The organism is Micromonospora sp. WMMD1274, from assembly GCF_049179035.1.
GTDB classification, from domain to species: domain Bacteria; phylum Actinomycetota; class Actinomycetes; order Mycobacteriales; family Micromonosporaceae; genus Micromonospora; species Micromonospora tulbaghiae.
In genome coordinates, this window is sequence record NZ_JBMHMG010000001.1 from 4395202 (window position 1) to 4418306 (window position 23105).

The window sequence follows — 23105 nt, forward strand, 5'->3', positions numbered from 1 at the left end:
GAAGGTGCCTCATGGCGGCGCGGAGCGAAGCGGAGTGGCGGCATGAGCGCGCTGGCCCACGTACCGACCTCCGCCGGGAAGCCGGTGCCGCCGCCGGTGCGGCGCGGGCGCAGCCGCCTCCTGCCGTACCTGTTGCTGCTGCCCGGCGCGGTCTGGCTGCTCGTCTTCTTCGCGCTCCCGCTGGTGCAGCTCGCCTCCGCCAGCCTCTACGACCCGGCCGGGTCGCTCTCCACCGGGTACGCGATGACCTGGGCGTTCGGCAACTACCCGGACGCGTTGCAGGCGTACTGGCCGCAGTTCTCCCGGTCGTTCCTCTACTCGGCCATCGCGCTGGTGCTCGCGCTGCTGATGGGCTATCCGCTGGCGTACGCGATCGCGCAGAAGGCCGGCCGGTGGAAGAACCTGCTGCTGGTGGCGGTGGTCGCGCCGATGTTCACCAGCTTCCTGGTGCGCACGCTGGCCTGGAAGACCATCCTGTCGGACAACGGCGCGCTGGTCGGGCTGCTGCGTGACGTGCACCTGCTCGGCCCGGACGGCCGGCTGCTGGCCACCCCGATCGCCGTGGTGCTCGGCCTGACGTACAACTTCCTGCCGTTCCTGGTGCTGCCGCTGTACGCGAGCCTGGAGCGGCTCGATCCCCGGCTGCTGGAGGCGGCGAGCGACCTGTACGCGAGCCCGCTGCGCGCGTTCGCCAAGGTCACGCTGCCGCTGTCGATGCCCGGCCTGATCGCCGGCACGCTGCTGTTCTTCATCCCGGCCACCGGTGACTACATCAACGCCGAGCTGCTCGGTACGCCGAACGAGTACATGATCGGCAACGTCATCGACTCGGCGTTCCTGGTCCGGCTGGACTATCCGCAGGGGGCGGCGCTGTCGTTCCTGCTGATGGCCGCGATCCTGGCGATCGTCTTCGTCTACCTGCGGAAGGCCGGCACGGAGGAGGTCCTGTGAACGGACTCAGGCGCTGGTTCGCCGACCGGTGGGTGATGGGCGTGGCCCTGCTCGTCCTCGGCTACCTGACGCTGCCGATCATGGTGGTCGCCGGCCTGTCCTTCAACCGGCCCTCCAGCCGGCTCTCCTACGACTTCAACGAGTTCACGCTCGACAACTGGAGGCAGCCCTGCGCCACCTCGGACATGTGCGACGCCGTGGTGCGCAGCATGCAGATCGGGCTCATCGCCACGGTCGTCTCCACGCTCCTCGGCACGCTGATGGCGTTCGCGCTGGTCCGGCACAGCTTCCGCGGCCGGTCCGGGCTCAACGGCCTGATCTTCCTGCCGATGGCCACCCCGGAACTGGTGATGGGCACCTCGCTGCTCGCCCTCTTCGTCGCCGCCGGGGTGCCGCAGGGCTTCTGGACCATCGTCATCGCGCACGTCATGTTCTGCGTGTCGTTCGTCGTGGTCACCGTGAAGGCCCGGCTCGCCGGCATGGACCGGCGGCTGGAGGAGGCCGCGATGGACCTGTACGCCAGCGAGTGGCAGACGTTCCGCCGGATCACGCTGCCGCTGGTGCTGCCCGGCATCGTGGCCGCCTCGCTGCTGGCGTTCTCGCTGAGCTTCGACGACTTCATCATCACGAACTTCAACGCCGGCACCACTGTCACGTTCCCCATGTACGTCTGGGGCGCCTCCCAGCGGGGCATCCCGCCGCAGGTCAACGTGATCGGCACGGCCATGTTCGTGATCGCGTTGCTGCTGGTCGGGGCCACCTCGCTGCGTGGGCGGCGGGCGCGGCGGGCCGCCCTCGCGATGGTCGCCACACCGGCGGGCAAGCCATGACACTCCCGCATACCGGCCGGGCGCTGGCCGACGCCGCGCCCGTGTCGTACTGGCTGGACCGCCCGGTTCGCCCCGACCCGCTGCCGCCGCTGGCCGGGTCGCACACCGCCGACCTGCTCGTGGTCGGCGGCGGGTACGCCGGGCTGTGGACCGCGCTGCTGGCCAAGGAGGCCGACCCGGACCGCGACGTCCTGCTCGTCGACGCGGGCACGTGCGGCTGGGCGGCGTCCGGGCGCAACGGCGGGTTCTGCGCCGCGTCGCTGACCCACGGGCTCGCCAACGGCGTCGAGCGGTTCCCCGGCGAGATCGGTGAGCTGGAACGGCTGGGCCGGGAGAACCTGGACGCCATCGCCGCCACTGTGGCGAAGTACGACATCGACTGCGACCTCGAACGTACCGGCGAGCTGGCGGTGGCGGTCGAGCCGTACCAGCTCGACGGGCTCGCCGCCGACGCCGCGCTGGCCCGCCGGTACGGCCACGACGTGCGGCTGCTCGACCGCGACGAGGTACGCGCCGAGGTGGCGTCGCCGACGTACCTGGGCGGGATGTGGGACGCCGACCGGGTGGCCCTGCTCGACCCGGCGAAGCTCGCCTGGGGACTGCGCCGGGCCGCGCTCGACCTGGGCGTACGCGTGCACGAGCACACCCGCGTCATCGGCCTGGCCCGCGACGGCGCCGGGCTGCGCGCCACCACGGCGGGCGGCGCGGACGCGGCGCCCGGCGCGGTACGGGCGCGGCAGGTCGTGCTCGCCACGAACGCGTTCCCGCCACTTCTGCGCCGGCTGCGCTCCTGGATCGTGCCGGTCTACGACTACGCGCTGACGACCGAGCCGCTGACCGCCGCGCAGCGCGACGCGATCGGCTGGCGGCACCGGCAGGGGCTCGCCGACACCGGCAACCAGTTCCACTACTACCGGCTCACCGCCGACAACCGGATCCTGTTCGGCGGCTACGACGCGATCTACCACTACGGCAACCGGGTGGCGTCCGCGCTGGAGCAGCGCGAGGCCACCTTCACCACGCTGGCGTCGCACTTCTTCTCCACGTTCCCGCAGCTCGCCGATGTGCGGTTCAGTCACCGCTGGGGTGGCGTCATCGACACCTGCACCCGGTTCTGCGCGTTCTTCGGCACCGCGTACGAAGGGCGCCTGGCGTACGCGGCCGGGTTCACCGGGCTCGGCGTCGGCGCGACCCGGTTCGGCGCCCGCGTCACGCTCGACCTGCTCTCCGGCGCGGACACTCCGCTGACCCGGCTCGACCTGGTGCGCCGCAAGCCGCTGCCGTTCCCGCCGGAACCGGCCCGGTCCGTGGGCATCAACCTCACCCGCTGGTCGCTCGCCCGCGCCGACGCGCGCGACGGCCGACGCAACCTCTGGCTCCGTACTCTCGACCGTCTTGGACTGGGGTTCGACTCCTGATGCGTATCCTCCTCGTCGGCGCCGGTGGCGTCGGCTCCGCCGCCGTATCCATCGCCGCCCGCCGTTCCTTCTTCGAGCTCATGGTGGTCGCCGACCACGAAGCGGCGCGTGCGGCACGGGCAGTCGCCGGGCACGGCGACCGGTTCGTCGCCGCCACTGTGGACGCCTCCTCCGCCGACGCGGTGGCCGCGCTGTGCCGGGAACACCGCATCACCCACGTGCTGAACGCCGTCGACCCGCGCTTCGTCATGCCGATCTTCGACGGCGCGTTCGCCGCCGGGGCCGACTACCTGGACATGGCCATGTCGCTGTCCCGGCCGCACCCCGAGCGCCCCTACGCCGAGACGGGGGTCAAGCTCGGCGACGAGCAGTTCGCCGTCGCGCAGCGGTGGGCCGCCGCCGGGCGGCTCGCGCTGTGCGGCATCGGCGTCGAACCGGGCCTGTCCGACGTCTTCGCCCGCTACGCCGCCGACGAGCTGTTCGCCGAGATCGACGAGATCGGGGTACGCGACGGCGCGAACCTCACAGTCGCCGGGTACGACTTCGCGCCGTCGTTCTCCATCTGGACCACCATCGAGGAGTGCCTCAACCCGCCGGTGATCTGGGAGGCCGGGCGCGGCTGGTTCACCACCGAACCGTTCAGCGAGCCGGAGGTCTTCGACTTCCCGGCCGGGATCGGCCCGGTCGAGTGCGTCAACGTCGAGCACGAGGAGGTGCTGCTCATCCCGCGCTGGGTGCCGGCGAAGCGGGTCACCTTCAAGTACGGCCTCGGCACCGAGTTCATCGAGGTGTTGCGCACGCTGCACAAACTCGGGCTGGACTCGACCCAGCCGGTGCGCGTACGCGGCGTCGACGTGTCGCCGCGCGACCTGGTGGCCGCCGCGCTGCCCGACCCGGCCACGCTCGGCGACCGGATGAGCGGCAAGACCTGCGCCGGCACGTACGTCACCGGCACCGGGCCGGACGGCCGCCCGCGCCGCGTCTACCTGTACCACGTGGTCGACAACGAGTGGTCCATGGCCGAGTACGGCCACCAGGCGGTGGTCTGGCAGACCGCCGTCAACCCGGTCGTCGCGCTGGAACTGCTCGCCACCGGCGCCTGGACGGGCACGGGCGTGCTCGGCCCGGAGGCGTTCCCGCCGACCCCCTTCCTGGACCTGCTCACCGGCTACGGTTCGCCGTGGGGGATGGAGGAACGATGACCCGGTACGGCCCGATGTACGGTCCCGACATCACGTTCCTCGGTGTGCCGCCGTGCACCGTCGAGGAGCCGGTCACGTCCGCCGACGCGGACGTGGTGATCATCGGGGCGCCGTTCGACGGTGGCACCTCGCACCGGCCGGGCACCCGGTTCGGGCCGTCCGCCATCCGGCAGGCCTGCTACCTGCCGCACGACGGCTCCCGCCCGTCGCTGGCGCTGCGCGTGGACGGGCTGAAGGACCTGTGCGTCTACGACGCCGGCGACGTCGAGATGTTCGGTGGCGACATCGAGCGCTCGCTCGCCGCGCTGGAGACCGCCGTACACGCGGTCGCGTCGGCCGGGGCGATCCCGGTGATCCTCGGCGGCGACCACTCCATCGCGCTGCCCGACGCGACAGGGGTGGCCCGGCACCACGGGCTCGGCCGGGTGTCGCTGGTGCACTTCGACGCGCACGCCGACACCGGGGACGTCGAGTTCGGCTCGCTGCACGGCCACGGCCAGCCGATGCGGCGGCTCATCGAGTCCGGCGCGGTACGCGGCGACCGCTTCCTGCAGATCGGGCTGCGCGGCTACTGGCCCGGCCCGGACACGCTGGCGTGGATGGCGGAACAGCGGATGCGCTCGTACGAGATGACCGAGATCGTGGCGCGCGGCCTGGACACCTGCCTCACCGAGGCGTTCGGGATCGCCACCGACGAGTGCGAGGGCGTGTTCCTCTCCGTCGACGTGGACGTGGTCGACCCGGGCATGGCGCCGGGAACCGGCACGCCGGAGCCGGGCGGGTTCACGTCCCGGCAGCTGCTCGACGCGGTGCGCCGGGTCTGTTACGAGCTGCCGGTGGTCGGGCTGGACGTGGTCGAGGTCGCCCCGCCGTACGACCACGCCGACATCACCGCGTACCTGGGCAACCGGGTGGTGCTGGAGGCGCTGTCCGCGATAGCCCGCCGCCGCCGCGACGCAAGAACCGGAACCCCATGGAACCCCACCCAGCCGCTCCTGGATGACCGCTGACTGGTAGCCCGGGATGTTTAGCCCGGGCTATAGTCGGGGCATGGGTGCGGACGGGAAGCGCTGGTCGGTCCGGGTGACCGGAGAGGTCCGGCACTGGCTGCGTGACCTGCGGGACCACGACCCGGCGTCGTACGAGAGCGTCCGGGTGGCGGTGGACAAGCTGGCCGAGGTCGGGCCAGGGCTGGGTCGCCCGCTCGTGGACACGCTGCGTGGAAGCAGCCTCCGTAATCTGAAGGAGCTGCGGCCCCGCTCCGGTCGGGACGTGGCTATCCGGGTGCTGTTCGTCTTCGATCCCTGGTCGCAGGCGGTCCTCCTGGTCGCCGGCAACAAGGCGGGCAATTGGGCCCGCTGGTACCGGCAGCACATCCCGGCGGCGGAGGTTGCCTACAAGGCTTGGCTCGACAGCGAGCGCGAGCGAAGGGGGGAGTCGTGACGGAGTTCTATCACTGGGACGAGGTCCGCGCCGAACTCGGCGGTGACGACGAGGCGTACGAGGCGGAGCGCGCCCGGACCGACGCGTGGGTGAGCGCGTTCCACCTGGCGGAGGAGCGCAAGCGGCTGGGGCTCACCCAGCGGCAGGTCGCCGAGATCATGGGGGTCACACCCGGCCGGGTGAGCCAGATCGAGAACGGCGACCTCGACGTCAACGAGGTGGCCACGCTCAGCCGATATGCCAACGCCCTCGGCGCCCGGCTGCGGATCATCTTCGACTACGGCGACGACCTCCGGCAGATCGCCTGACCGGAGGCCGCCGACGCGGTCAGGGGCGGGCGCAGTGGGGGCGCAGGCGGACGCGTTCGGTGGTTTCGGTGAGGGAGTTGGGCTCGACCACCAGGCGCGCGATCGTGGTGGCCGGGCCGGGGCGGAACGCGCCCTGGTCGGCCGGGATCGTCGCGGTCCAGGTGCCGGCGGTGCGCTCGTCGGTGCACGCGCCGATCACGCCGAACCCGAAGCCGGTGACCGTGCCGCGCCGTGCCCACTGCTCCAGGTGCACCTCGATGTACGCGAGGCCGCGCTCGGCGCCGCAGTCGAACCGGCCGCCGACGGTGGCGGTGTGCGCCCGGACGTCGGCTGCGCCGAACCAGTTGACGGAAATGCGGGGGGAGGCCGCCGGGGCGGCGACGGCGGCGCCCGGCGCGAGCCCGAGCGTGGCGGCGGTGGCGAGGGCGGTGAGGCCGGCGGCGAGCACTGGCTGTCGGACCGAGTTCATGCGCGGTCTCCTGTCGGGCGGTGGCGGAACGCGACCCGGTAGCGACTCGAGCGGTGGTGGGACGCGGACTCCGAACTGGACGGCGTCAGCATCCCACCGCCGCGATGCCCACGAGCTGCAAGATCTCGGACAGATCAGCGGTTCAGGTGGGAGCGGATGAGGAAGCGCACTCCCTCCGGGGCCTCCAGGGAGAAGCCGCTGCCCCGGCCGGGCACCACGTCGACGGTGAGCCGGGTGTGCTGCCACAGCTCCCACTGGGCCTTCGACATCCAGAACTCCACCGGCTCGGGCACCCCGTCGACGGTGAGCGAGGCGAGGAGCACGTCCGAGCCGCCGGTGCGGAACTCACCGGCCGGGTAGCACATCGGGGCGCTGCCGTCGCAGCAGCCGCCGGACTGGTGGAACATCAGCGGGCCGTGCTGCCCCCGCAGCGACCGGATCAGGTCGGCCGCCGCGGGGGTCAGGGTCACCGGGTCAGCCATCAGAAGAAGCCCAGCTTCTTCGGCGAGTAGCTGACCAGCAGGTTCTTGGTCTGCTGGTAGTGCTCCAGCATCATCTTGTGGTTCTCCCGGCCGATGCCGGACTGCTTGTAGCCGCCGAACGCCGCGTGCGCCGGGTAGGCGTGGTAGCAGTTCGTCCACACCCGGCCGGCCTGGATCGCCCGCCCGGCCCGGTACGCGGTGTTGAGGTCCCGCGTCCACACGCCCGCGCCGAGCCCGTACAGCGTGTCGTTGGCGATCTTCACGGCGTCGTCCAGGTCGGCGAACGAGGTCACCGAGACCACCGGGCCGAAGATCTCCTCCTGGAAGATCCGCATCGAGTTGTCGCCCTCGAAGATCGTCGGCTGGACGTAGTAGCCGCCGGACAGCTCGCCGCCGAGGTCGGCCCGCTCACCGCCGGTCAGCACGCGGGCGCCCTCCTGCCGCCCGATGTCCAGGTAGGACAGGATCTTCTCCAGCTGGTCGTTGGAGGCCTGCGCGCCGACCATCGTGTCGGTGTCCAGCGGGTGCCCCTGCTTGACCGCCTTCGTCCGCTCGACGGCGGCGGCGAGGAAGTCGGAGTAGTGGCCCTGCTGGATGAGCGCCCGGGACGGGCAGGTGCACACCTCGCCCTGGTTGAGCGCGAACATGGTGAAGCCTTCCAGGGCCTTGTCCAGGAAGTCGTCGGAGGCGGCGCTGACGTCGTCGAAGAAGATGTTCGGGCTCTTGCCGCCCAGTTCCAGCGTGACCGGCTTGATGTTCTCGCTGGCGTACTGCATGATCAGCCGCCCGGTGGTGGTCTCGCCGGTGAACGCCACCTTCGCCACCCGCGACGAGGACGCGAGCGGCTTGCCCGCCTCGACGCCGAAGCCGTTCACCACGTTGATCACGCCGGGCGGCAGCAGGTCGCCGATCAGCGAGAGCAGGTAGTGGATCGAGGCGGGCGTCTGCTCGGCCGGCTTGAGCACCACCGCGTTGCCGGCGGCGAGCGCCGGGGCGAGCTTCCACACCGCCATGAGGATCGGGAAGTTCCACGGGATGATCTGCCCGACCACACCGAGCGGCTCGTGGAAGTGGTAGGCCACCGTGTCGTCGTCGAGTTCGCCGAGCGAGCCCTCCTGCGCCCGGATCGCCCCGGCGAAGTAGCGGAAGTGGTCGATCGCGAGCGGGATGTCGGCGGCGAGCGTCTCGCGTACCGGCTTGCCGTTCTCCCACGTCTCGGCGATCGCGAGGGACTCCAGGTTGTCCTGCATGCGGTCGGCGATCCGGTTGAGGATCAGCGAACGCTCGGCGACCGAGGTGCGGCCCCACGCGTCGGCCGCGCCGTGCGCCGCGTCGAGCGCCTTCTCCACGTCCTCGGCGGTGCCCCGGGCCACCTCGCAGAAGGTCTGCCCGGTCACCGGGGTCGGGTTCTCGAAGTACTTGCCACCGTGCGGCTTCACGTACTCGCCGCCGATGTAGTGGTCGTAGCGGGACTGCCAGTGGGTGGGGGCGTCGTAGCGCGTCATGGGTACCTCCGCCGTCCGTCTGGGGTGGATGGCGGGCAGGCTAGTTTCCGCGACGTTGCAGCAACGTTGCGCGCGGCAGCGCGTACTCCTCGGCGAGCTGGCGGGCCCGCGCGAGGGCGAGCGGCCGGCGGGGCGCGCCCGGCGGCAGCGCCCGGGCCAGGGCCTGCCACGCGGCGAGGTCGTCGGCCCCGGCCGCCGTCGCGGTCCAGGCCGCGAGCAGCCCCGGGTCGGCGCCGGCCAGCACGGCGGCGCGCAGCTGGCCGTCGACCAGTCGGCGTAGTCGCGCCACTCCCGGCGCGTCCGACCCGGGCAGCAGAGGCCCGGGGTACGCGCGCAGCGCCGCCGCCGGATCGCCACGTTCGAGCAGTTCGGTGACGGTACGGAAGTCGGCGCGCACAGTCGGCCGCAGCCGGTACGGGCGGGAGTCGAGCAGTTCCTCGCCCAGCACGCGGCGCAGCCGGGACAGCTCGGCGCGCAACGTGACCGGGTGCCGCCGGTCGTCGCCGTACAGGTCGAGGCCGAGCTGTTCCCCGGTGCGCCCCTCGGGGTGGTCGACGAGCAGCACCAGCAGTTCGCTGTGCCGCCGGCCGAGCCGGATGCGCCGGCCGCCGACGCGCAGCTCCGCCTCGTCGCGCCCGAGCGCCGACACGTACGCCACGTCCGGCGCGGCGGGCGCGGCGCCGGCCAGGAACGCCTCGGCGGCCCGGGCGGTGGCCCGGACCAGGGCGAGGCTCTGCGGGTTGGCCAGGTGGTCCCCGCCGGTGATGTCGACGGCCCCGAGCAGCGCGCCGCTGACCGGGTCGTGGATCGGCGCGGCGGCGCAGGTCCAGCGCTGCACCGGCCGGACGAAGTGCTCGGTGGCGAAGATCTGCACGCCGTGGTCGACGGCGAGGGCGGTGCCGGGGGCGTTCGTGCCGGCGTGCGCCTCGTCCCAGCGGGCGCCGGGTACGAAGTTCATCCGCTCGGCGTGCCGCAGCACCCCGGGATGGCCCTCCACCCAGAGCAGCCGGCCGGCGGCGTCGCAGACCGCCATCAGGTGCGCGCCGTCCTGCGCGATGCCGCCGAGCAGGTCGCGGAAGAGCGGCATCACCCGGGCCAGCGGGTGCGCGGCGCGGTAGGTCTCCAGCGCGTCGTCGGTGAGGTCGACCGGTGCGGTGGCCTCCGGGTCGAGCAGCGCGGACCGCTCCCAGGAACGGGCGACCACGTCCCGGACGCCGCCGGTGGCGCCCCTGGTGAGGAACGCCTCGTGGGCGGCACCGACCTGCGCGATCCGTTCCGCCGGATCCGCGCCGAACTCCAGGGCGAGCCACGGGTCAGCCACCAGCGCCTCCTTCCACCCATCGTGACCCACCTCACCCCCGAGCGCCAATGCGTGATCCGGGTCACTTCAGCGGTGCTCGCGCCGCCCGAGGACCGGACGAACGGCCCAGACGGCTCTGCGCCGGTTGTCGCAGCCCGGCCCGCGTGGAGGATGGCTGCTGCGGACGCTTACGGAACCCTTAACTCCGGCCTGCGAGGGTGTGCCGGACAACCAGGGAAGACACGGGGGAGCGCAAGGGTGCGGGTGCTGGTGGCGGACGACGAGCGGCTCTTGGCGGACACGGTCGCCGAGGGGTTGCGGCGGTTCTCCATGGCGGTGGACGTCTGCTACGACGGCGACGGCGCGCTGGAACGGATCGGGGTCAACCGGTACGACGTGGCGGTGCTGGACCGGGACATGCCCGGCGCCACCGGCGACGAGGTGTGCCGGAGCCTGGCCGGGTCCGACGCCGGCACCCGCGTGCTGCTGCTCACCGCCGCCGCCGGCATCCGGGACCGGGTCGCCGGTCTCGGGCTGGGCGCCGACGACTACCTGACCAAGCCGTTCGCGTTCGCCGAGCTGGTGGCCCGGGTGCAGGCGCTGGGCCGCCGGTCCACCCCGGCGCTCCCGCCGGTGCTGGAGCGGCACGGCGTGGTGCTCGACGTGGCCCGGCACACCGCGACCCGGGACGGCCGCGCGCTCGGGCTGAGCCCGAAGGAGTTCGGCGTCCTGCACGTGCTGATGCGGGCCGGCGGCCGGGTGGTGAGCGCCGAGGAGCTGCTGGAACAGGCGTGGGACGAGTTCGCCGACCCGTTCACCAACGCGGTCCGGGTGACGGTGATGACCCTGCGCAAGAAGCTCGGCCAGCCGTCGGTCATCCACACCGTGCCGAAGGCCGGCTACCGGATCGGCGCGCCGGAGTGAGCCCCCGCCGTCGCATCCTGCTGGTCGGGGTGCTTGCCCTGCTCGCCGGGTTCTTCGTGCCCAACATGGTCAAGTCGCTGCTCGAACTGGTGTGGGGGCAGGCCCAGTGGTTCTGCGGCCTGGCCACGATCGGCGCGGTGTGCGAGCCGGGCCGTCCGTTCGTGCCGCTGCTGCCGCTGGTGACCCAGTTGCTGGTGCTGGTGGCTGCCGGATTCGCGGTGTGGGGTGCTGCCCGCTGGTGCCTGCGCCCGGTGCACGACCTGGCCGCCCCGATCGCGAACCTGGGGCCGCAGAACCTCGGCTACCGGATCCGCCGCGGCGGCCGGGACGAGCTGGCCGGGCTCAGCCGCGCGATCGACGACATGCTGGACCGGGTCACCGCCGGGTACGAGGGGCAGCGGCGGTTCGCCGCGAACGCCTCGCACGAGCTGCGTACGCCGCTCGCGGTGCAGCGCACCCTGATCGAGGTCGGCATGGCCCAGTCGCTCACCGGCGAGCAACTGGAACTGCTGACCGCCCAACTGCTCGCCACGAACGAACGCAACGAGCGGCTGATCGAAGGGCTGCTCGCGCTCAGCGAGAGCGACCAGGGCCTGCGGTCCTCCACCCCGCAACGCCTCGAACAGATCGTCACCGGCGTGCTGGCCGCGTACGCCGACCGGGCCGCCGGGGCCGGCGTGACAGTGGAGAGCCGGCTGTCGCCCCGGATCGTGACCGGCGAACGGGTACTGCTGGAACGCCTGGTCACGAACCTGGTGGAGAACGGCATCAAGTACAACCGCGAGGGCGGGCGGCTCGTCGTCACAGTCGGCGGCGACCCCGCGCTGACAGTCACCAACAGCGGGCAGAGCGTCCCCGCCGAAGCGGTCGACGGGCTGTTCGAGCCGTTCCGGCGCCTCGCCCGGGACCGGACCAACCAGGGCGGCGGTGCCGGGCTCGGCCTGGCCATCGCCCGCTCCATCACCCAGGCGCACGGCGGCATCATCGCCGCCCGCCCGGGTGAGGACGGCGGCCTGCGGGTCGACGTCCACCTGCCCTCCGTGGGCTGACATCTCACACACGACCTCCGGGAGCCGCGTCGCGGCGTCCCGCGATGACACCTGCCCGAGAACGGGACCGGCGGCACCGCCGCCCGCCCCGAAGACGGCCGAGAGGAGACCGCCGTGCCGACCCGCACCGAGGGGAACGCACCGCCCGACGGCCGGGTGGTCTGGGCCGACGTGGCCAAGGGCGCCTGCATCGTGCTCGTGGTGCTCTGGCACGTCGTCGTCAAGGACTACCTGCGCATCGACTGGCGGGTCGGCCTGCCGGTGCCGGGCGCGTGGGGGCTGCTCGGCGAGCAGTTGCTGCCGCTGCGGATGCCGTTGTTCTTCGCGATCTCCGGCGTCTTCGCGGCGAACGCCGTGGCCCGCCCGTGGCGGGTGTCCGGGCGGCCCCGGATCGCCCGGAACCTCTACCTCTACGCGGCCTGGCTGCTCATCCACACCGCGCTGCTGGCGCCGGCGCCCGGTTTCCCGACCGACCGGGCCACCGACCCCGGTGAACTGCTGGCCCAGCTCACCGTGACGCCCTCGAACCTGTGGTACCTGTACGCGCTGGCGCTCTACTTCGCGATCGCGAAGGCGCTGCGCCGGGTGCACCCGGCGGTCCTGCTGACCGCCGCGGGCGCGCTGTCCGCGGTGGCCGCCACCGGGCTGCTCGACAGCCCCGGCAACCGGGGGCAGGTCTACCAGAACCTGGTGTTCTTCCTGGCCGGTGTGCACCTGCGGCCGTACCTCACGCGGTGGGCGGACGGCGCGAGCACCCGGCGGCTCGCCGGCACCGGCGCCGCGTACGCGGTCGGGCTGGCCGTCATGGCGTTCGCCGGTGCGCAGAGGTGGCCCGGCGTGTACCTGCTCGTCTCCGTGCTCGCGGTGGCGTTCGGGCTGACCGCCGCCGCCCGGCTGGCCCGGCACCGCGTGGCCGGTCCGGCACTGGCCCGGCTGGGCCGCCGCACGCTTGGTGTCTACGTGATCCACATGCCGGTGCTGGCGCTGCTGGACCGGCTGCTCGCCGCGCCGGTGGCCGGGCTGGCCGGTCCCGCCCGGGCGCTGCTCGTGACCGTCTACCCGGTCCTGCTCACCGCGCTCGTGCTGGCACTGAGCCTCGCCGCGCACCGCGGCCTCACCGCGCTCGGCGCGCACTGGCTGTTCGACCTGCCGCGCCGCCGCGCCCACTCGAATCCCGAAGGAGAGACCATGTCCCGAATCGACGTGCCGGCGCTGCCGGACCGAACACATGTCGAGGAGGCCGCGCGCGCCCTGTCCGGCCGGGTGGTGCGTACCCCCGTGCTGCACAGCCCGGCGATCGACCGCCTGGCCGGCACCCGCGTCCTGCTCAAGGCGGAGAACCTCCAGGACGGCGGCTCGTACAAGATGCGCGGCGCGATGCTGGCGGTGGGCCGGCTCGCCGCCGCCGGGCACACCGGTGTGGTCGCGCAGAGCACCGGCAACCACGCGGTAGCGGTCGCGCTCGCCGCCCGCCGGCACGGTGTCGCCGCCACTGTCGTGCTGCCGGTGGACGCCGCGCCGGTCAAGGTGGACCGGGCACGTGCGGCCGGGGCGCGGGTGGTGCGGGCCGGCACCACTGTGGAGGAGCGTCTGGCCGTCGCCCGGCGGATCGCCGAGGTGGAGGGCCACCCGCTCGTCGACGCGTACGACCACCCGGACGTGGTGGCCGGGCAGGGCAGCGCCAGCCTGGAACTGATCGAGGAGGCGGCGCGGCGCGGCACTCCGCTGGACGCGCTCGTGGTGCCGGTGGGCGGGGGCGGCGGCATCGCCGGGGCCTGCCTGGCAGCGGCCGGAACGCCGATCCAGGTGTACGGCGTGGAGCCGGTCGGGTGCGACTCGCTCGCGCGCAGCCTGGCCGCCGGACGGCCCACACCCGTCGCCCCGGCGCCGAGCCTGGCCGACGGGCTACGTCCCGGGTGCGTCGGCGACCTGCCGTTCGCGGTGGCCCGGACCGCGGTGCGGGGGGTGGTCCGGGTCGACGACGACGCGATCGTCGAGGCGTTCCGGCTGCTTCTGCTGGACCTCAAGGTGCTCGTCGAGCCGTCCGGCGCGGCCGCGCTGGCCGGCGCGCTGCGGCTGGGCGAGATGGCGCGTCCCAGCGGCGGCGGGACCGAAGCCCGGCCGTCGGACGGCGGGCGGCAACTGACGGTCGGCGTGGTGCTGACCGGCGGAAACGTGGAAGCGGACCTGGTGGCCCGGCTGGCGGGCGACCGGATGACTGTGGGAGTTGCGGCATGAGGTCGACAGTGCGGATCGGTGTCCTGTTCGGAGGCCCGTCGGCGGAACACGAGGTCTCCTGCGCCTCGGCGCTCGGCGTTGCCCGCGCCCTCGCGGAGCAGGGGCACCGGGTGGTGGCGCTCGGCATCACGCGTACCGGGGGGATCCGGCTGCTGCCGGAGCCGGTGCTCGCGCAGCACCTCGGGACGGTGGCGGGCGGACGGGCGATCGACGACCGGCTGCCGGTCACCGGCGAGGCGGTGGAGCTGCGGCGCGGGGCAGCCGCCGGCACTGTGGCGGTCAGCGCGGCCGACGCCCCGGCCACTGTGCACGCCGAACTGGACGTGGTGTTTCCGGTGCTGCACGGCCCGTACGGCGAGGACGGCGTGGTGCAGGGGCTGCTGGAATCGCTGGGTGTGCCGTACGTCGGGTGCGGCATCCTCGCCTCCGCCGTCGGCATGGACAAGGTGGCGATGAAGCGGGCGCTGCGCGCCGAGGACGTGCCGACCACGCCGTACGTCTGGTTCGACGAACCGACCTGGCGGGCCGCCGACGACCCGGAGAAGCTGGTGGTCGGGCTGCGTGGGCCGCTGTTCGTCAAGCCCGCCCGGATGGGCTCCTCGATCGGCATCTCCCGGGTCGCCGACGGCGACGACCTGGTGGCGGCCGTGGAGGAGGCGTTCCGGCACGACCACGTGGTGCTCGTCGAGCAGGGCGTGACCGGCCGGGAACTGGAGTGCGGCGTGCTCGGCGGCTGGCAGCCGGAGGCGTCGGCGGTCGGCGAGGTCCGGGTCGCGGGCGGCTGGTTCGACTACCGGCAGAAGTACTTCGGCGACGCCGACCCGATGATCGTCCCGGCGCCGCTACCCGCCGAGGTCACCGAGCGGATCCGCGAGCTGTCGGTGCGGGCGTTCACCGCGATCGGCGGCTGGGGCCTGGCCCGGGTCGACTTCCTCTACGACGAGGCCACCGGCGACCTGTTCGTCAACGAGCTGAACACGCTGCCCGGCTTCACCGCGCACTCGATGTACCCGAAGGTGTGGGCCGAGTCGGGTGTCGCGTACCCCGAGGTGGTGGACCGGCTCGTCGCGCTCGCCTTCGCCCGGCACGCGGCCCGGCCGTCGCGTGAACACCCTGGGGGTACGCCGTGATCCTGCTCTCCGACCCCCGGGTCGCCGCGGTGTCCAGCCGGGACGACGGCGAACCCCTGGTGGACCTGCGCGAGGTGCCCGGGCTGCGGGTGGACGGGCGGGCCGCCGATCCCGCCGGGGCGTACGCCCGGGTGCGGCGTGGTGTCGCGGACCGGTTGCTGGCCGCGCAGCGCGCGCTGCCGGCCGGGCTGCGCCTGCTCGTGGTGGAGGGTTACCGGCCGTACCGGGCGCAGCTCGACATCTTCACCGGCTACCGGGACGAGTTGCGGCGGCGCCACCCGGACTGGCCGGCGGACCGGCTGCACCGGGAGACGACCAAGTTCGTCTCGCCGGTCGAGGTGGCCCCGCACAGCACCGGCGGCGCAGTCGACCTCACCCTGTGTGACGCCAGCGGTGTGGAACTGGACATGGGCACCGCGCTCGACGCCACCCCGGAGGAGAGCGCCGACGCCTGCTTCACCGCGGCCCGGCACATCCCGGTGAGCGCGTGGCGCAACCGGAACCTGCTGGTGGCGGCGCTGAGCGGAGCGGGATTGGTGAACTACCCGACGGAGTGGTGGCACTGGTCCTACGGCGATCGGTACTGGGCGCTGATGACCGGAGCGCCACACACCCGCTACGGTCCGGTGTAGTCCACGAGTCCGGGTGAACGGTCCGGCCCTCCCGTCCGTACCACGCGTCGAACGACAGCGACGACGGGAGAGAACGTGAGGGTGCAGCGTAAGCACGTGCTGGCGGCCACTGTGGCGGTGACCGCCACGGTGGCGGTCTCGGTGGGCACCGGACTGGGATTCGCGGACACCGCGCCGGCCGCGCGGTCGGTCTGCGCCGGGTCGGTGACCTTCTCCGCCGAGGGTGGGCCACCGGCCGCGACCAGCGACCGGTTCCCGGTGGGCACCCGGCTGCGGGTGACGAACCTGGACAACCGCAAGGTGGCCACTGTGACAGTGACCGGGCCGTCCGGGAGCTGCATGCTGCTGAACGCCGCCGCCATGGACCTGGTACGTGAGCCGGGCAAGAACGTCATCCGCCGCAACGTGGTGGAACGCCTCGACGGCGCCGGCGCCCCGGCGCCCGGCGCGCAACCGGGCGAGACCCGCCCGGGCGCGGCGCAGCCGATCGGCGGCAGCGTCTGCTCCGGCGCGCTCACGTTCTTCGCCGAGGGCGGGGCACCCGCTGCCACCAGCGGCCAGTTCCCGCTCGGCACTCGGCTGCGGGTGACGAACCTGGACAACGACAAGGCCGTGACCGTGACCGTCACCGGACCGTCGGGCAGTTGCGTGCTGCTGAACACGGCGGCCATGGACGCGATCCGGGAACCCGGCAAGAACCTGGTCCGCCGTAACACCGTCGAGCTGCTCCGCTGATCCTCCGGGCGGAACACCATGGGCCGGTCCTGGGGGAGATCGGGCCCATGGTGTTCCACGTCCGGGGTCAGCCGAAGGCGGCCGCCAGGATGTCCAGTCCCCGGCCCAGCTCGTCGTCGGAGATGACCAGCGGGGGCAGGAACCGCAGCACGTTGCCGTAGGTGCCGCAGGTCAGCGTGAGCAGCGCGGCCGCGTGGCAGGCGGCCGAGACCGCCGCCGTGGCGGCCGGGTCCGGGGTCAGCGTGCCCGGCCGCACGATCTCCACGGCGAGCATCGCGCCCCGGCCGCGTACCTCGGCCACGCGCGGGTCACCGGCGGCGATCGCGTCCAGCCGCTCGCCCATCACCGCACCGATCCGGCGTGCGGCGGCGGCCAGGTCCAGCTCCCGCATCGTCTCCATCGCCGCGAGCGCGGCGGCGCAGGCGATCGGGTTGCCGCCGTACGTGCCGCCGAGACCGCCGACGTGCACCGCGTCCATCAGGTCCGCCCGGCCGGTCACCGCCGCCAGCGGCAGCCCGCCCGCGATGCCCTTGGCCAGCGTGATCAGGTCCGGTTCGACGCCCTCGTGCGCGCAGGCGAACCAGTCGCCGGTGCGGCAGAAGCCGGTCTGGATCTCGTCGGCGACGAACACCACGCCGGCCGCCGTCGCCCACTCGCGCAACGCCGGCAGGAACCCCTCGGCGGGTACGACGAAACCGCCCTCGCCCTGGATCGGCTCGATCAGCAGCGCGGCCACGTTCTCCGCGCCCACCTGCTTCTCGATCATCTCGATCGACCGGGCCGCCGCGGTGGCGCCGTCCAGCCCGCCGTCGCGCAGCGGGTACGACATCGGCACCCGGTAGACCTCACCGGCGAACGGCCCGAACCGGTGCTTGTACGGCATGTTCTTCGCGGTCAGCGCCATGGTCAGGTTGGTCCGGCCGTGGTACGCGTGGTCGAACACCACCACCGCGGGCCGCCCGGTCGCGTGCCGGGCGATCTTCACCGCGTTCTCCACCGCCTCGGCGCCGGAGTTGAACAACGCCGAGCGCTTCTCGAAACCACCCGGGGTCAGCGCGTTGAGCTGCTCGCAGACCGCCACGTACGACTCGTACGGCGCCACCATGAAGCAGGTGTGGGTGAACCGCTCGACCTGCGCGCGTACCGCCTCGACCACGCGCGGCGCGGAGTTGCCCACGTTGGTGACAGCGATGCCGGCCGCGAAGTCGATCCACTCCCGGCCGTCCACGTCGGTGATCGTGCCGCCGCCCGCCCGGTCCACGTACGCGGGAATCGTGCTGCCCACGCCCCGCGCCACGGCCTCCACCCGGCGCTTGTGCAACTCCTCGCTGGTCGCCATCGCCGATCAGCCCTCGATGTTGTGCATGACGTGCTTGACCCGGGTGTAGTCCTCCAGGCTGTAGACCGACAGGTCCTTGCCGTGGCCGGAGTGCTTGAAGCCGCCGTGCGGCATCTCGGAGACGAACGGGATGTGCGTGTTCACCCAGACGCAGCCGAAGTCGAGCCGCCGCGTCATCCGCATGGCCCGGCCGTGGTCGCGCGTCCACACCGAGGCGGACAGGCCGTAGTCGACGCCGTTCGCCCAGCGCACCGCCTCGTCCTCGTCGGAGAACCGCTGCACGGTGATGACCGGCCCGAACACCTCGTCCTGGATGATCTCGTCGGTCTGCCGTACGCCGGAGACCACCGTCGGGGCGTAGAAGAAGCCGCGCTCGCCCACCCGCGACCCGCCGGTGGTGACGTTCGCGTGGTCCGGCAGGCGGTCCACGAAGCCGCTCACCCGGGCGAGCTGGTTGGCGTTGTTCAGCGGACCGTAGAGCACGTCGGCGTCGTCCGGCCCGCCGGTGCGGGTGTTGCGGGCCTGCTCGGTCAGCGCGGCCACGAAGTCCTCGTGGATGCCCGGCCCGGTGAGCACCCGGGTCGCCGCCGTGCAGTCCTGGCCCGCGTTGAAGTAGCCGCCCATCGCGATCGCCTCGGCCGCCGCCGCCAGATCCGCGTCGTCGAAGATCACCACCGGGGCCTTGCCGCCCAGCTCCAGGTGCGTCCGCTTCAGGTCCGGCGCCGCCGCGGCGGCGACCTCCATGCCCGCGCGGGTCGAGCCGGTGATCGACACGAGTTGCGGGGTCGGGTGGGAGACCAGCGTACGGCCGGTGTCGCGGTCGCCGCAGACCACGTTGAACACGCCCGGCGGCAGGTGCTCGGCGGCGATCTCGGCCAGCAGCAGCGTCGACACCGGCGTGGTGTCCGACGGCTTCAGCACCACCGCGTTACCGGCCGCCAGCGCCGGGGCGATCTTCCAGACCGCCATCATCAGCGGGTAGTTCCAGGGCGTCACCTGGGCGCAGACGCCGATCGGCTCGCGCCGCACGTACGAGGTGTGCCCGGCCATGTACTCACCGGCCGAGCGCCCCTCCAACAGGCGGGCCGCCCCGGCGAAGAAGCGCAGCTCGTCCACCGCCGGCGGCAGCTCCTCGTCGGCGGTGAGCTGCCGGGGCTTGCCGGTGTTGCGGACCTCCGCGTCGACCAGTTCGGCGGCCCGCGCCTCCACCGCGTCGGCGAACTTCAGCAGCGCCCGCTGCCGCTCGGCCGGCGTGGTGTCCCGCCAGGTCTCGAACGCGGCGGCGGCGGCCTTCATGGCCGCGTCCACGTCCGCCGCGCCGGAGACCGGGGCCTGGGCGAAGACCTCGCCCGTGCACGGGTCGATCAGGTCGGCGTAGCCGCCGTCCACCGGGTCGACGTACTCGCCGTTGACGAAGTTGCGCAGCTGCTGCTGGTCGCTCATCAGAAGTCTCCGAGAGGGTGGCCGGGGAGAGGGTCAGCGGAGGTTATCGCAATCTGACTGCCATCTTGGCTACTAAATCCGAGGCAGACAAGGGTTTGAGCAACTGTTTCCGCGTGGGCGCCTGTGGTCTAGGCTGCCGATCGTGGAGCCGAGAGCCTTCTACGTCGCCGGTCGCCCCGCCCACGGCGAGGACGAGCTGACAGTCATCCACCCGTACGACGGGCAGCCGGTGGGGCGTACCACGCTCGCCACGGCCGACCAGGTCGAAGCCGCCGTCGCGGGCGCCGCCCGGGTGGCCGCGGAGGCCGCGGCCCTGCCCGCGCACGCCCGCGCGGCGGCCCTGGACCACGTCTCCCGCCGGCTCGCCGAGCGGGCCGACGAGGTCGCCGCGCTGATCACCGCCGAGAACGGCAAGCCGGTCAAGTGGGCGAAGGCCGAGGTGGGGCGCGCGGTCTCCACGTTCCGCTGGGCCGCCGAGGAGGCCCGCCGTTTCTCCGGCGAACTGCAACGGCTCGACACCGACCCGGCCGCCACCGGGCGGATCGCCCTGGTCCGGCGCGTGCCGCGCGGGCCGGTGCTCGGCATCACCCCGTTCAACTTTCCGCTCAACCTGGTCGCCCACAAGGTCGCCCCGGCGCTCGCCGTCGGCACCCCGATCGTGGTCAAGCCCGCACCGGCCACCCCGCTCACCGCGCTGCTGCTCGGCGAGATCCTCGCCGAGACCGACCTGCCCGAGGGCATGTTCTCCGTGCTGCCGCTACCGAACGAGCGCGCCGTCGAACTGGTCACCGACCCCCGGCTGCCGGTGGTGTCGTTCACCGGCTCCGGACCGGTCGGCGCGGCCATCCGCCGGGCCGCGCCGGACAAGCACGTCACGCTGGAACTCGGCGGCAACGCCGCCGCGGTGATCTGCGAGGACTGGGCGGCGGACGAGGACCTGACCTTCGCCGCGCACCGCATCGCCACGTTCTCCAACTACCAGGCCGGGCAGTCGTGCATCGCGGTGCAGCGGGTCTACGTGCACGAATGGCTCTACGACGGCTTCCTGCCGCGGCTCGTCGCGGCGGTGCAGGCGCTGCGCACCGGCGACCCGCGTTCCGAGCTGACCGACGTCGGCCCGCTGGTGTCGGTCGAGGCGGCACAGCGCGTCGAGACCTGGGTGGACGAGGCGGTCGCCGCCGGCGCGGTCATCGAGACCGGCGGGCGGCGTGACGGCGCGACCTACCCGCCCACTGTGCTCAGCGGCGTTCCGGCGGACGCGAAGGTGTGCGCCGAGGAGGTGTTCGGGCCGGTGCTGGTGGTCGCCCCGGTCGCGGACGACCGGGCCGCGTTCGCCGCCGTCAACGACTCCGCGTACGGGCTCCAGGCCGGCGTCTTCACCCACCGGCTCGACGTGGCGTTCGACGCCGCACGCACGCTCGAAGTGGGCGGCGTGATCGTCGGGGACGTGCCGTCGTACCGGGCCGACCAGATGCCGTACGGCGGCATGAAGGGGTCCGGCGTCGGGCGCGAGGGGCTGCGCAGCGCGATGGACGACTACACCGAGCCGCGTGTCACGGTGCTGACCGGCGTGGCCCTCTGATCACTCGCTCTCTGCTCGCTCGCCTTCGGCTCACCAGGTGCCGTCGTCGCGGACCCGGGCGGGGGCGCGGCCGAGCAGCAGGGTGGTGAGGGCGGTGTCGATGTCGGCGCCGAGGAACCACTCGCCGGCCTGGTCGAGGGCGAAGACCCGGCCGTGCTCGTCGACCGCGAGGATGCTCTCCTGACGTTCGCTGCCGAGCGGGAAGAGGCGGGCACCCAGGACGGCGGCGAAGTCGGCGAGAGAGTCGGCGGTGTGCGCCACCTTCCGCGGCCGCACCTCGAAGCGGGAGATCCACACCGCTTCACCAGGGCCCTGACGCGCGGTCACCAGCCCGGGAAAGGCGGTGAGCGTCGCCAGCGCGGCGGGGAAGGACGCATGCGTGTGCGTGGTGCCGCTGACCTCACTGACCTTGCGGACCGAGGTGGCGGCGGACACCTCGTCGCCGAAGTGCGGCCGCCAGCCGGCGATCACGAGCGCGTTCGCCACCTCCGCGGGAAACCGGTCGGGCTCGGGAGGCGTCTGGGGCTCGGACCGCCACTCCTCGGCGAAGGCCAGTTCCGGCCAGGGCAGCACGTTGACGTGCACGAGGAACCTGATGCACGACTCACAGCGAAGATCGGCCGGCCCGCCCGCGGGGTCCCCGGGTTCCCGGACCCGGAAGCTCTCGATCCGGCTGGTGCCGAGCAGGTCGCGCGCGTCCTCGATGGACAGCGGCGGCAGGCCCTCGGCGGCCCGGCGGTGGTCGTGCTCGTAGAGCGCGTCGGAGACGACAATCATCTCGGCGTGCCGCTCGCCGCCGCGTACCAGATGCCCCGCGGGCAGCTCGTCCAGATAGGACTGGACCAGCGGGTGGTGACGCACCTCGACGTCGCCCTTCGCGCCCTGCGCTACGTGCTGCCGGCCGTCGAGCGTGAGGTGCGCCGCGGCGCCGGGCGTGGGCAGGCGGGTCAGCTCACGCAGCAACTGGGCGGCCGGATCGACGGTACGCGGCGCACGCGGCTCGGCCGGACGCCGCTGCCGGTACATCTGCTCGACCGCCGCGGCAGGCACCCGGGGCCACGTGGACACCTCGCCGGTCTCCTTGTCGATCACAGTGGTCGGCAGGTCGCCGGGCAGCGCGCGGGCCTCGGTGGACACGATGGAACTCACCACGTACCCCAGGTCGAACTCCTCGACCTCCGGCGTGCACGGAAAACCGAGACGGTCGGAGTCCCGCCGGGCCCACACGGAAGCGATCTGCTCGGCCTGCTGTCGCTCGATCACCACCTGAAATTACCGGACCCCACGGATTTCGTGGCACCCGGTATGGTCGGCCCTACCCACGGTGACGGAAGGGGAGCGACGGTGGCCGAGAGTGCGGACCGGGATGCGAACCGTGCGCTACGCGCGCGATTCGACGAGGTGTACGGCCAATACCAGCGCTTGCGGTCCGGTCTGGACGAACTCCAGACGAAGCTGGCCGAGCTACGCGTCACCGAACGCTCCGACGACGGCCAGGTGACCGCCGTCGTCGGCGCGCGGGGCGAGCTGATCAGCGTCGACGTGAGCCCGGCGGCGTTCCACGACCGGGACGCCCGCGCGCTGAGCCGGAAGATCACCGAGACCGTGCTGCGCGCCTCCACCGCGGCGACCACCGCCACCCGCGAGCTGGTGTCCGGCTACCTGCCGCCGGGTTCGCCGTCGGTCGAGTTCCTGCGTACCAATGACTTCGGCGCGCTGCTCGGCCGGGCCGACTCCGTGCTGGCCCGCGGCGAGTGACAGGTGGCCGGGGGAGAGATCTGGCTGGACCCGGACCGGGCCCGGCGCGGCGGCGCTGACCTGGCGCTGTCGGGGCGGGCGGTGAGCGCGGCCCGGCGGGAGACGGGCGAGCCGATCGCCGCCGCCGGCGCCCAGCGGCCCTGGGGCCGGGACGACATCGGCGCCGCCTTCGACAAGCACTACCAGGGTTACGCCGAGACGCTGCTGCGCGCGTGGGAGCTTCTCGGCCGGTCGCTGGAGGTGCTCGGGTCGGACGTCGTCCGCTCGGTCACGGCCACCGTGGAGACAGACCTCGGCAACGCCCGTGACCTCGGGAAGATCCCACAGCAAGGGCACAACCCCCATCGGCCCCGGCGCTGACCACCGG

The 23105-nt window shown here is 73.0% G+C and carries 23 protein-coding genes; 16 read left to right on the plus strand and 7 right to left on the minus strand.

Annotated elements, in window-relative coordinates; all coding sequences use genetic code 11:
- The first annotated feature begins 42 nt into the window (after positions 1–42).
- Genes ACN27D_RS20925 through ACN27D_RS20955 form a run of 7 tightly spaced genes read left to right on the plus strand, consistent with a single transcriptional unit; the run spans position 43 to position 6152 of the window.
- Positions 43–951, plus strand: a complete 909-nt coding sequence (locus ACN27D_RS20925) for an ABC transporter permease (protein WP_135243417.1) — start codon at positions 43–45, stop codon at positions 949–951.
- Positions 948–1781, plus strand: coding sequence for an ABC transporter permease (locus ACN27D_RS20930; protein ID WP_421499777.1), 834 nt, complete (start codon positions 948–950; stop codon positions 1779–1781). Before ACN27D_RS20925 ends, ACN27D_RS20930 begins: the two co-directional genes overlap by 4 nt.
- On the plus strand, positions 1778–3199 hold the full coding sequence (locus tag ACN27D_RS20935; RefSeq protein WP_421499778.1) for an NAD(P)/FAD-dependent oxidoreductase: 1422 nt from the start codon (positions 1778–1780) through the stop codon (positions 3197–3199). Before ACN27D_RS20930 ends, ACN27D_RS20935 begins: the two co-directional genes overlap by 4 nt.
- Entirely contained in the window at positions 3199–4401 is a 1203-nt protein-coding gene (locus ACN27D_RS20940) for a saccharopine dehydrogenase family protein (RefSeq protein ID WP_421499779.1), read from the plus strand. The genes ACN27D_RS20935 and ACN27D_RS20940 overlap by 1 nt, the downstream gene beginning before the upstream one ends.
- Complete coding sequence (gene speB / locus ACN27D_RS20945) at positions 4398–5411, plus strand: agmatinase (RefSeq protein WP_421499780.1); 1014 nt, start codon at positions 4398–4400, stop codon at positions 5409–5411. The genes ACN27D_RS20940 and speB overlap by 4 nt, the downstream gene beginning before the upstream one ends.
- 40 nt (positions 5412–5451) lie before the next feature.
- Positions 5452–5844 carry a type II toxin-antitoxin system RelE/ParE family toxin gene (locus ACN27D_RS20950; protein ID WP_355506541.1) on the plus strand — a complete coding sequence of 131 codons (393 nt, stop codon included), beginning with the start codon at positions 5452–5454 and terminating at the stop codon, positions 5842–5844.
- Entirely contained in the window at positions 5841–6152 is a 312-nt protein-coding gene (locus ACN27D_RS20955; RefSeq protein WP_013284175.1) for a helix-turn-helix domain-containing protein, read from the plus strand. The genes ACN27D_RS20950 and ACN27D_RS20955 overlap by 4 nt, the downstream gene beginning before the upstream one ends.
- 19 nt (positions 6153–6171) lie before the next feature.
- On the opposite strand, the gene ACN27D_RS20960 is transcribed toward ACN27D_RS20955, so the two are convergent.
- The 4 genes from ACN27D_RS20960 to ACN27D_RS20975 form a co-directional block, all read right to left on the minus strand.
- On the minus strand, positions 6172–6621 hold the full coding sequence (locus ACN27D_RS20960; RefSeq protein ID WP_421499781.1) for a hypothetical protein: 450 nt from the start codon (positions 6619–6621) through the stop codon (positions 6172–6174).
- A 134-nt stretch (positions 6622–6755) separates the two neighbouring features.
- Complete coding sequence (locus ACN27D_RS20965) at positions 6756–7103, minus strand: DUF779 domain-containing protein (protein ID WP_121685212.1); 348 nt, start codon at positions 7101–7103, stop codon at positions 6756–6758.
- Positions 7103–8608 carry an aldehyde dehydrogenase gene (gene adh, locus ACN27D_RS20970; RefSeq protein ID WP_421499782.1) on the minus strand — a complete coding sequence of 502 codons (1506 nt, stop codon included), beginning with the start codon at positions 8606–8608 and terminating at the stop codon, positions 7103–7105. The genes ACN27D_RS20965 and adh overlap by 1 nt, the downstream gene beginning before the upstream one ends.
- Positions 8609–8648: 40 nt before the next feature.
- Positions 8649–9929 (minus strand): transcriptional regulator, encoded by a 1281-nt coding sequence (locus ACN27D_RS20975; protein WP_421499783.1) that lies wholly within the window; start codon positions 9927–9929, stop codon positions 8649–8651.
- 237 nt (positions 9930–10166) lie between these two features.
- On the opposite strand from ACN27D_RS20975, the gene ACN27D_RS20980 reads away from it, so the two are divergent.
- From ACN27D_RS20980 to ACN27D_RS21005, 6 genes are all read left to right on the plus strand, one after another.
- Positions 10167–10832, plus strand: a complete 666-nt coding sequence (locus ACN27D_RS20980) for a response regulator transcription factor (RefSeq protein ID WP_120571538.1) — start codon at positions 10167–10169, stop codon at positions 10830–10832.
- A complete protein-coding gene (locus ACN27D_RS20985) occupies positions 10829–11881 on the plus strand; it encodes a sensor histidine kinase (RefSeq protein ID WP_120571537.1) in 1053 nt (350 codons plus the stop codon). Before ACN27D_RS20980 ends, ACN27D_RS20985 begins: the two co-directional genes overlap by 4 nt.
- Positions 11882–11995: 114 nt before the next feature.
- Entirely contained in the window at positions 11996–14119 is a 2124-nt protein-coding gene (locus tag ACN27D_RS20990; RefSeq protein ID WP_358169573.1) for a pyridoxal-phosphate dependent enzyme, read from the plus strand.
- A complete protein-coding gene (locus ACN27D_RS20995) occupies positions 14116–15249 on the plus strand; it encodes a D-alanine--D-alanine ligase family protein (RefSeq protein ID WP_421499784.1) in 1134 nt (377 codons plus the stop codon). Before ACN27D_RS20990 ends, ACN27D_RS20995 begins: the two co-directional genes overlap by 4 nt.
- A complete protein-coding gene (locus tag ACN27D_RS21000; protein ID WP_421499785.1) occupies positions 15246–15881 on the plus strand; it encodes a M15 family metallopeptidase in 636 nt (211 codons plus the stop codon). The genes ACN27D_RS20995 and ACN27D_RS21000 overlap by 4 nt, the downstream gene beginning before the upstream one ends.
- Before the next feature lie 75 nt (positions 15882–15956).
- On the plus strand, positions 15957–16616 hold the full coding sequence (locus ACN27D_RS21005) for a hypothetical protein (RefSeq protein WP_421499786.1): 660 nt from the start codon (positions 15957–15959) through the stop codon (positions 16614–16616).
- Positions 16617–16683: 67 nt separating this feature from the next.
- Here ACN27D_RS21005 and gabT read toward each other — a convergent pair whose 3' ends face one another.
- Positions 16684–17955 (minus strand): 4-aminobutyrate--2-oxoglutarate transaminase, encoded by a 1272-nt coding sequence (gene gabT, locus ACN27D_RS21010; protein ID WP_421499787.1) that lies wholly within the window; start codon positions 17953–17955, stop codon positions 16684–16686.
- Between the two features lie 6 nt (positions 17956–17961).
- Positions 17962–19398 (minus strand): gamma-aminobutyraldehyde dehydrogenase, encoded by a 1437-nt coding sequence (locus ACN27D_RS21015; protein WP_421499788.1) that lies wholly within the window; start codon positions 19396–19398, stop codon positions 17962–17964.
- 142 nt (positions 19399–19540) lie between these two features.
- On the opposite strand from ACN27D_RS21015, the gene ACN27D_RS21020 reads away from it, so the two are divergent.
- Positions 19541–20980: an aldehyde dehydrogenase family protein gene (locus ACN27D_RS21020; RefSeq protein ID WP_421499789.1), complete on the plus strand. Its 1440-nt coding sequence runs from the start codon at positions 19541–19543 to the stop codon at positions 20978–20980.
- 30 nt (positions 20981–21010) lie between these two features.
- Here ACN27D_RS21020 and ACN27D_RS21025 read toward each other — a convergent pair whose 3' ends face one another.
- The gene (locus ACN27D_RS21025; RefSeq protein WP_421499790.1) at positions 21011–22246 is read right to left on the minus strand and encodes an SUKH-3 domain-containing protein; all 1236 of its coding nucleotides are present in this window, start codon (positions 22244–22246) and stop codon (positions 21011–21013) included.
- Between the two features lie 78 nt (positions 22247–22324).
- Between ACN27D_RS21025 and ACN27D_RS21030 the strand changes: the two genes are divergently transcribed.
- Positions 22325–22738 carry a YbaB/EbfC family nucleoid-associated protein gene (locus ACN27D_RS21030; protein ID WP_421499791.1) on the plus strand — a complete coding sequence of 138 codons (414 nt, stop codon included), beginning with the start codon at positions 22325–22327 and terminating at the stop codon, positions 22736–22738.
- A gap of 3 nt (positions 22739–22741) precedes the next feature.
- On the plus strand, positions 22742–23098 hold the full coding sequence (locus tag ACN27D_RS21035) for a hypothetical protein (RefSeq protein ID WP_120571527.1): 357 nt from the start codon (positions 22742–22744) through the stop codon (positions 23096–23098).
- Positions 23099–23105: the final 7 nt, after the last annotated feature.